Below are 8,827 nucleotides of genomic sequence, written 5' to 3'. Positions count from 1 at the left end.
TTGGAGGTGGAAGTGCAGCAATGCATGGAGCTGACCAATACTAATCGGTCGAGGGCTTATCCTAAAGCTTCATACTGTGAAGTTTACATCGAAAGCATTGCGCTTTGATCCGGTGTAAGTTACAGTGAAGCACAATTCGCGAAACGTTTCGTATCTAGTTTTCAGGGAGTCAATCTCTGTAACTTGCATAAAGGTTATGATGGAGAGATACCCAAGTGGCTATAAGGGGACCCTCTGCTAAGGGGTTAGACTGCGAAAGTGGTGCGAGGGTTCGAATCCCTCTCTCTCCGCCATTTATATAACCTGAATGTAATCCTGTATTGATATGGCGGTGTAGCTCAGCTGGCTAGAGCGTACGGTTCATACCCGTGAGGTCGGGGGTTCGATCCCCTCCGCCGCTACCATACATACCTGGAGGCTTAGCTCAGCTGGGAGAGCATCTGCCTTACAAGCAGAGGGTCGGGGGTTCGAACCCCTCAGCCTCCACCATTATTTTTTAAATGAATACGCCGGTGTAGCTCAACTGGTAGAGCAACTGACTTGTAATCAGTAGGTTGGGGGTTCAAGTCCTCTCGCCGGCACCAGTTATTTTAAATGCGGAACTGTGGTGTAGAGGCCTAACATGCCTGCCTGTCACGCAGGAGACCGCGGGTTCGAATCCCGTCAGTTCCGCCATTTATTATACAAAATGTGCGAAGTTAAATCGCTTCACACTATTTTTTTATTAAATTGAATATGGCTCGGTAGCTCAGTCGGTAGAGCAGAGGACTGAAAATCCTCGTGTCGGCGGTTCGATTCCGTCCCGAGCCACCTTTTAATCCTGGAGGATTAGCGAAGTGGCCAAACGCATCAGACTGTAAATCTGCTCCCTTACGGGTTCGGTGGTTCGAATCCATCATCCTCCACCAGTTTTAAGAGCCATTAGCTCAGTTGGTAGAGCACCTGACTTTTAATCAGGGTGTCGAAGGTTCGAGTCCTTCATGGCTCATCACAGAAGTCGTCAACAATGTTGACGGCTTTTTTGTATATATTTCAGTTGTCTGCTATATATGTGCTAGAATAATAAGAAAAAACAAAGTGGTGGAGTCATCAATGGCGGAGATAGAGCAAATACTACAGAGTTTGAAAAGCACGCTGGGTATTCCTATGGCCCTTAAATCGTTGAATGAGCAAGAAACCGGATTGATGTTTGATTCTATAACGAATCCTAATCTTCATAGTCTGAGTACAGAAGAGAAGAGAATGAATAGTGATCTCCAAACAAAGAAATTAATCAAAGATCTACCGGAGGCGGGATTCTTTTATTATACGAATCAGGGAGAAGTATGGTTTACGATTCCTAATCAGAAGGAAGCACCCGTTGTAATTACAGCACCAGCTGCGAAAATAACAGAATCCGAAGCGAAATTGATTGGGCTTTTGTTGTCTAATCTATTAGACTCGAGTTCAATTTCTAAGGGTCATCACGGTAGCAGCAAAGTAGAAGAGGAACGATATGCTCAGCAGCTCGGAGAATGGTTGATCAGGCGTGTAGAAGCAGGTGAATACCAAGCTACTCTACCAGAAGAAATCGCAGAAAGAATATTATTAACCGAAGAAATGATTCCTTTTCTATTAGTTAATGAAAGCGAACATCCCGCCAATACTACATTTAAGTCATTACAAAGGTTACTTCGCAGCTATTTTGATGGTGAGATTGTATTGATACCTCTACAGGAAAAGGCTTGGCTTGTTCTTGCGGACCGGCAGCTTTTGGATGGTCTTGTCGACGAGAAGGAAGAGAATCCAGGTGAAGGCGAACAGGATTTGCTGACTCTCTTTTGCATGGGGCTGTATGAGCTTGTATCGAATGAATGGGTTGGAGATTTTCATATTGCAGCGATTCCGATTTTCAAGGTAAGGGAAGGCCTTCCTGAAGCTTTGAGACAGCTGCGTGAAACGATGATTATATCAAGAACTTTTCAATTGAAAGAGCATATTCATTTATCGACGGGACTGCATTTGGAACGACTGTTATTTAGCATTCCTGAAGTGGAGCGAAATCAGTTTTTAGAGGAGTATGCAAGCCATCATATGGGAGTTTTTGAAGATGCCGAGACACTGTCCACGCTGGAAACTTTCTTTGAACTGGACTGTAATGTGAGTGAAACGGCCAAGCATTTATATATTCACCGGAATACACTTTTATACCGTTTAGATAAGATTAAGCAGGAAACTGGGCTGGATGTTCGGAGCTTTGGTGATGCTGTTTTGGTTAAAATAACTCTTCTATTGTATAAAGTGACGAAAAGAAAATAAGATTTTTGTGCAGTTTGTGTATAGTCAGTGAGATGCCTATAGGGTAATATTAGACTATAAAATGTATTCGATTTCATACCACTTATATGAGGGGGCAACAAGCATGGCAGGCGTACGTTTAGAACACATTTACAAGAAATATGCAGGATCTGATAAGGCAACAGTAATCGATGTTAACCTCGATATTAAAGATAAAGAGTTTCTCGTATTGGTAGGACCTTCCGGTTGCGGTAAATCCACAACTTTGCGGATGATCGCTGGACTTGAAGAAATCTCCGAAGGTAAACTCTACATTGGCGACCGTGTAGTTAACGATGTGGCTCCTAAAGACCGTGACATCGCGATGGTATTCCAATCCTACGCCTTGTATCCGCACATGAATGTGTATCAGAACATGGCCTTCGGCTTGAAGCTTCGTAAGGTTAAGAAAGACGAAATCGACAAACGTGTACGTGAAGCAGCTAAAATTTTGGACATCGAGCATTTGCTTGAGCGTAAACCGAAAGCTCTTTCTGGTGGTCAGCGTCAACGTGTTGCCTTGGGCCGTGCGATTGTCCGTGATCCACAAGTCTTCTTGATGGATGAGCCTCTCTCCAACTTGGATGCTAAACTTCGTGGTCAGATGCGTGCCGAAATTACAAAGCTGGTTAAGCGTCTTGAAACCACTTGTATCTATGTAACGCATGACCAAACAGAAGCTATGACGATGGGTGACCGTATCGTAGTTATGCAGGATGGTATCATTCAGCAAGCTGATTCACCAGAACAGCTCTACAACAGCCCAAGAAACCTGTTCGTTGCAGGCTTTATCGGTTCCCCTACAATGAACTTTATCAATGGTAAATTGTCCGAGCAAAACGGCGGTGTATACTTTACAGCTGAAGGTTTGAACGTTCAAGTACCAGGCGGTAAAGCACAACTTCTGAAAAACAAGTCCTTGATCGGTAAAGAAGTAATTATGGGTCTTCGTCCAGAAGATATTCATGAAGAGCCAGTGTTCTTGGAAGCATCTCCAAACACAATCTTCACTGCAAAAGTTGACGTAACTGAGAACTTGGGTCACGAAATGCTCTTGTACCTGAGCGGCTTGGGTGCTGAAACAGTTATCGGTCGTGTAGACGGACGTTCAACTACGCGTGAAGGCGATAATGTTAAATTGGCAATTGACATGAACAAAGTTCATATCTTTGATAAAGAAACCGAACTGAACGTATTGTTGGGAGACTAATTCCCAGGCAGTCGGTAAACCGCCCCTGTGGGGCGGTTTTTTTATTCCCTATTTGGTAGTATATACAGAGAACGTATAAGATAAAGAGACGTTGTTCTGGAAGTTCTCTATACATATAGTAGAAACTGGAAATATTGCATTTAGTGCTATTTTCCTTTAAGATATCAGGAAGTAAGCCTTATATAGTTGCTTTAGAATGAGCAGTAGATTAGTTGATGTAAATTTATTGAGTGATGTGAGTGATGTACGACTTTAGGCAAAAACTAACTAGATGTAAATGGATGCCGGATCTAGTCTGTATTCTTCATTACTAACGATACATTTGTGAGCGAACCAGCAGCCTTGGTTCGCGCTTTGGTTTTTAACATAAGGATGAAAAGGGGTACAACCATGGCAAAGAAAGTGAAAGTGTCTGAGCTGGTGCAACAGTTCCAAATGGAGGTCATCTCAGGGGAAGAAGGCTTGAAACGTCAAATTACAACGGATGATCTCAATCGTCCAGGGTTAGAAATGGCGGGATATTTTGAGTATCATCCACGCGAAAGAGTTCAGCTGTTGGGACGGACAGAATTAGCTTTTTTTGCAATGTTGAATCCAGAGGAGCGCAAAGATCGTATGCGCAGTCTCTGCACGGATGAAACACCATGTATTGTGGTTACACGCTCTCTGGATGTTCCGGAGGAACTGGTTGAGGTCAGTAATGAAAAAGGCATGCCTGTACTCCGAAGCAGCTTGGCAACAACGATTCTAACAAGCCGCATTACCGGCTTTTTAGAGCGTAAGCTTGCGCCGACTACAACGATCCACGGGGTTCTGTGCGATGTATATGGTGTAGGTATGCTGATTACGGGATCAAGCGGTATTGGTAAGAGTGAGACTGCACTGGAGCTTGTGAAACGCGGTCACCGACTCATTGCTGACGATGCGGTTGAAATTCGCCAGACGTCGGACTTCCAATTGCATGGTACAGCGCCTGAGTTAATCCGGCACTTGCTGGAGATCCGCGGGGTTGGCATCATTAACGTAATGACACTGTTTGGTGCGGGTGCAGTTCGTAACAATAAACGGATAACCTTGGTTGTGCGTCTTGAAGCTTGGCAGCAAGATAAGCAGTATGACCGTTTGGGCTTGGATGAAGAGACTACTCGTATCATTGACACAGATGTGCCTCTCGTTACGATTCCAGTTCGCCCAGGGCGAAACTTGGCCGTTATTATTGAAGTTGCTGCAATGAACTACCGACTGAAACAAATGGGGCTGAATGCAGCACTGCAGTTCACGAACAAATTAACGGCTACGATAGCTGATGACATGGATGAAATGGACTAGGGGGGGAAATGAATGTCTACATTGCTGATCGATCCGATTGCTTTTTCGATCGGATCGCTGCGCGTCCATTGGTACGGAATAATTCTAGGGCTGGGCGCTTTGGCAGGACTGTTGCTTGTTATTCGTGAAGGAAAACGCTTTGGTATTCCGCAAGAGTTCTTTATGGATCTTTTGCTCTTAGGCGTACCTTCAGCTATCATTGGCGCGAGAATTTATTATGTGGCCTTTAAATGGGAAGACTATAAAGACAACTTCTTTGATGTATTTAAAATATGGAATGGCGGTATTGCCATTTACGGTGCACTTATTGGTGCCATTATATGTGCAATTATCTATGTGAGGTATAAAGGATATAGTTTTTGGCGCATTGCTGATTTATGTGCACCTTCGCTATTGTTAGGTCAACTTATCGGGCGCTGGGGTAACTTCGTCAATCAAGAAGCATACGGTGGACCTGTAGAGGAGTCATTCCTCCGTAATACCCTTCACCTGCCTGACTTTATTGTTAATCAGATGAATGTAGAGGGTGTATTCCATCATCCTACCTTTTTATATGAATCCATGTGGAACCTTCTAGGACTTATTATTTTACTTGTACTTCGTAGACAAAAGTTCCTGCGTGTCGGCGAGCTATTTATCGGATATTTCATCTGGTATTCAATCGGTCGTTTCTTCATCGAGGCTGTACGTACAGACAGCTTGGCATTCCAAGGGCCTTCGTTCCTTGAATCGATCATTAATGGTTTGTGGGCACCGATGACATGGATGGGATTCGAACAGGGATATTTGGACCCGGCATACGGAAACATTCGTATTTCTCAGCTATTACCGATACTTATCGTTATTTGCGGAATCATATGGATCATCATAAGACGGGTAAATGGGAGTGCGAAAGAACGTTATTTGGATCCAATCGTGTGCTCGAAACCAGGGGCAGCTCCAACACCGGAAGCGACATTAAATACGAAACCACAGCAAGTCAGCAAACCGAAATCAGCTAAGGGATCATCTCCGAATCAGCCGGCTGCATCAGATCCGAAAGTGGACTCGGCGGATAAGGGAACGGAAGACCCCTCCAAGCTTGATAATGGACGAATGAAGAACAATGTGGAGGACAAAAAGGAGTAGACAGCGTGATAGAAACCATACTGTTTGATCTGGACGGTACGATCATTGATACGAATGAAATGATTATTACCTCATTTATGCGTGTATTTGAACAGGGGCCTAAGGGGCCTCTTAAGAGGGAAGATATCATCCCTCATATGGGTACGACACTGGAACAACAGCTTCAGACCTTTTCGGGGGAGGAGGACGTGTCAACGCTTGTTCCCCTTTACCGCACATACAGCAACAAGTATCACGATGAAATGGTTCGTCCTTTTCCTTATGTGAACGAAGTGATAGAGTGGCTGTATGCTCAGGGAATTTCCATGGGGATTGTGACTACGAAGATTCGTCCAACCACCCTGATGACTTTGGAGAAATTTGATTTGGAGAAGTATATGTCAGCTGTTGTTACTGTCAATGATGTAGAAAATCCTAAACCACATCCCGAACCGGTACTTAAGGCGATAGAGAGCATCGGATGTAATCCGCAAACAACCTTGATGGTTGGGGATAGTACTGTCGATATCCAGTCAGCAAAGGCTGCCGGGGTACTCGCAGCTGGAGTTGCTTGGTCGCTGAAAGGCGAGCAAGTGCTACGGGACTGCGGAGCGGATTATATTTTGAAGGATATGCGTGACATTTATACGATTGTAGGACAGAAACAGCAACAGGAATAGGAGCCGGGTGCAATGGCAAGAAAGGTAACCCGCTACCCTGTGAACGGACATAACGCGTTATGGCATATTTATCGTACAGTGAGTCCGATCAAGGGAGTTAAAAACTTTATTTTTGTTCAACTGGCCCGTTATTGTCCTGTACTTCCGATGAAGAATTGGATCTACCGGAACATACTTGGGATGAAAGTTGGCAAACACACGGCGTTTGGATTAATGGTTATGGTCGATGTGTTCTATCCGGAGAAGATCACGGTTGGTGAAAATTCGGTCATAGGCTATAACACCACAATCCTTGCTCATGAGTACCTGATTCGGGAATACCGGCTTGGGGAAGTTATCATTGGTGAAAATGTGTTGATTGGTGCAAATACGACTATTTTGCCAGGTGTCACTATCGGTGACGGAGCTGTGGTGGCAGCAGGGGCGGTTGTGCACAAGGATGTAGCACCAGGTGATTTTGTAGGTGGTAACCCACTTCGTGTGCTCAAACGGGCAACACCGGAAGAGGAGTCAATTTGAGACAAAGTACGGCTGCAGGTTCCAAAATAGCTGTTTTTGTTGTAAAATAAATAGGGCAAAACAAAGTCAAGAACATATGATGGTCCCCTGGGTAAGCTGCCTTGTGGGACTTTTTGATTGGTATGATGAGTAATCTTCACCCATTATCCGTGTTAAGGGAATATTGAACAGCCATCAGTAATTACGCTCTGTTGTCATTTACGTCAAGCTGAGCGTTTTTTTATATTGCCGCTTGCTGTGTCTGTTTCTACTCTATCTTTTACAAAAGGGGAAATAAAGATATGGAAGCTACTCAAATCAGGAAAGAACGGCTGCCTCAGCTGGATATATATCGAGCATTAGCCATTCTAGGCGTATTGCATGTGCATGCGACCTCATTTGCAACAGTAGATGCGATCGATTCTCGCTTCTATTATATTATTAATTTTTTGAATATATTTTTTAAGTATGGCACACCATCGTTTATCTTTCTGAGCAGCTTTGTGCTGTTCTACAATTACTATGATCGTCCACTGACGAAAAATCTGATCGCTAATTTCTATAAAAGACGGCTACTGTATATTTTGCTGCCTTATTTGCTTATTTCGATCGTTTATTTCTTTGTCAGACTCGATCAAAATGGACTGCTTAACAGCTCGATCAATTGGAGTGTAGAGTTACCTAAATTCTTTGACCGTTTGTCTAAAGGACAGAACTATACGCATTTATACTTTGTATTTATAAGTTTGCAGTTTTATATTTTGTTCCCATTATTCCTGATGCTTCTGAAGTCTTCCAAGTTTCTGGTGCGGTGGGCGGTGCCAATCGGATTCCTGCTCCAATGGGGATTCATCGTATGGAATAAGTACGAACTGCACTATGCTACCAAGGGAAGCCTTGCAATTTCTTATATGGCATACTACTTGCTGGGTGCTTACCTCGCGATTAATTATGATAAATATAAAGTATGGTTGACCTCTGCATGGAAGAAACAGACTAAACGTCAAAAGAGTGCTACGATTGCGCTTTGGGGCGGCTGGCTACTAATGGCACTGACGCATGTGCAGATATGGTATAATTCACGGCTATTGGGAGCAAAGTATGACTCGTTATGGTACGAATTTCTATGGAACATGCATACGGTTTTCTCAGCAATTGTCCTAATGCAGGCTGCAAACTGGCTGTATAACAGTGGCTGGAAGAGAATTATTGCTATATTAACGCGGATCGGTGAATTGTCCTTCGCTATTTACCTGATGCATCCGCTGTGGCTAAACTTCTATCGCGAGTATAAATTTGGTCTTAATCCGGTAACAGATGACTATCTGATCTGGGTTTATGGTGGTATGATAACCGCTTTGATTGTGACTGCAGTATTTGTACAGTTCATACTGAAATATATTCCTGGGGCTTGGGTGCTGCTCGGCAGTGTGCCTCGTTCCTTGAAGCCAAAAGATCCAGCGAAGAAAGAACGCCAGAAGAAGCAGGATTCTGGAAAGAAATCAGTTGGTCTTTAGATTGTACAGTGTGTAAGCAAGATTAATAATAACTATCTTTAATAAATTTATAATGTAAGTTATCAAGAAGCCGTCCGGGTACCGGACGGCTTCTATTATTTATATCTACTTGTTAGCGGAGGTAGGTTATAATGACAGGGAGAAAAAGGAATGGATTGACGATATGGCAG

7 protein-coding genes and 8 tRNA genes are annotated in these 8,827 nt (G+C 43.7%); all 15 read left to right on the top strand.

The genetic code is table 11. The features are described from left to right. Positions 1-201: 201 nt before the first annotated feature. The 15 genes from ACFQV5_RS10015 to ACFQV5_RS09945 all read left to right on the top strand — a co-directional run bounded on the left by ACFQV5_RS10015 (position 202) and on the right by ACFQV5_RS09945 (position 8,657). Positions 202-293: transfer RNA gene (locus ACFQV5_RS10015), tRNA-Ser, on the top strand. Positions 294-327: 34 nt separating this feature from the next. Beyond that, positions 328-404, top strand: a tRNA-Met gene (locus ACFQV5_RS10010). Between the two features lie 9 nt (positions 405-413). Continuing rightward, positions 414-489: transfer RNA gene (locus tag ACFQV5_RS10005), tRNA-Val, on the top strand. 19 nt (positions 490-508) lie between these two features. Next, positions 509-584: transfer RNA gene (locus tag ACFQV5_RS10000), tRNA-Thr, on the top strand. 14 nt (positions 585-598) lie between these two features. Beyond that, positions 599-675, top strand: a tRNA-Asp gene (locus ACFQV5_RS09995). A gap of 62 nt (positions 676-737) precedes the next feature. Beyond that, positions 738-810: transfer RNA gene (locus ACFQV5_RS09990), tRNA-Phe, on the top strand. A gap of 12 nt (positions 811-822) precedes the next feature. Continuing rightward, positions 823-908 (top strand) — tRNA-Tyr (locus ACFQV5_RS09985). 7 nt (positions 909-915) lie between these two features. After that, positions 916-988, top strand: a tRNA-Lys gene (locus ACFQV5_RS09980). Positions 989-1,092: 104 nt separating this feature from the next. Continuing rightward, entirely contained in the window at positions 1,093-2,298 is a 1,206-nt protein-coding gene (locus tag ACFQV5_RS09975; RefSeq protein ID WP_379246185.1) for a PucR family transcriptional regulator, read from the top strand. 103 nt (positions 2,299-2,401) lie between these two features. Continuing rightward, positions 2,402-3,526, top strand: a complete 1,125-nt coding sequence (locus tag ACFQV5_RS09970) for an ABC transporter ATP-binding protein (RefSeq protein ID WP_379246184.1) — start codon at positions 2,402-2,404, stop codon at positions 3,524-3,526. Positions 3,527-3,916: 390 nt separating this feature from the next. Then, on the top strand, positions 3,917-4,855 hold the full coding sequence (hprK, locus tag ACFQV5_RS09965; protein WP_379246182.1) for an HPr(Ser) kinase/phosphatase: 939 nt from the start codon (positions 3,917-3,919) through the stop codon (positions 4,853-4,855). Positions 4,856-4,867: 12 nt separating this feature from the next. Beyond that, the gene (gene lgt, locus ACFQV5_RS09960; RefSeq protein WP_379246180.1) at positions 4,868-5,983 is read left to right on the top strand and encodes a prolipoprotein diacylglyceryl transferase; all 1,116 of its coding nucleotides are present in this window, start codon (positions 4,868-4,870) and stop codon (positions 5,981-5,983) included. Positions 5,984-5,988: 5 nt separating this feature from the next. Continuing rightward, positions 5,989-6,642, top strand: a complete 654-nt coding sequence (ppaX, locus tag ACFQV5_RS09955; RefSeq protein WP_379246178.1) for a pyrophosphatase PpaX — start codon at positions 5,989-5,991, stop codon at positions 6,640-6,642. Positions 6,643-6,654: 12 nt separating this feature from the next. Then, on the top strand, positions 6,655-7,161 hold the full coding sequence (locus tag ACFQV5_RS09950; RefSeq protein ID WP_379246176.1) for an acyltransferase: 507 nt from the start codon (positions 6,655-6,657) through the stop codon (positions 7,159-7,161). Positions 7,162-7,442: 281 nt separating this feature from the next. After that, positions 7,443-8,657 carry an acyltransferase gene (locus ACFQV5_RS09945; protein ID WP_379246174.1) on the top strand — a complete coding sequence of 405 codons (1,215 nt, stop codon included), beginning with the start codon at positions 7,443-7,445 and terminating at the stop codon, positions 8,655-8,657. Positions 8,658-8,827 lie beyond the last annotated feature (170 nt).

It is taken from the genome of Paenibacillus sp. GCM10028914, assembly GCF_042666275.1.
Lineage (GTDB): Bacteria > Bacillota > Bacilli > Paenibacillales > Paenibacillaceae > Paenibacillus_AQ.
Note: the sequence above shows the minus strand (reverse complement) of the source record. Positions and strands in the feature narration are given on the sequence as shown.

Bases quoted from the DNA above. Each gene is read 5' to 3' on its own strand.
- ACFQV5_RS09975 (WP_379246185.1), top strand. From the start codon at position 1,093: ATGGCGGAGATAGAGCAAATACTACAGAGTTTGAAAAGCACGCTGGGT.
- ACFQV5_RS09970 (WP_379246184.1), top strand. From the start codon at position 2,402: ATGGCAGGCGTACGTTTAGAACACATTTACAAGAAATATGCAGGATCT.
- hprK (WP_379246182.1), top strand. From the start codon at position 3,917: ATGGCAAAGAAAGTGAAAGTGTCTGAGCTGGTGCAACAGTTCCAAATG.
- lgt (WP_379246180.1), top strand. From the start codon at position 4,868: ATGTCTACATTGCTGATCGATCCGATTGCTTTTTCGATCGGATCGCTG.
- ACFQV5_RS09950 (WP_379246176.1), top strand. From the start codon at position 6,655: ATGGCAAGAAAGGTAACCCGCTACCCTGTGAACGGACATAACGCGTTA.
- ACFQV5_RS09945 (WP_379246174.1), top strand. From the start codon at position 7,443: ATGGAAGCTACTCAAATCAGGAAAGAACGGCTGCCTCAGCTGGATATA.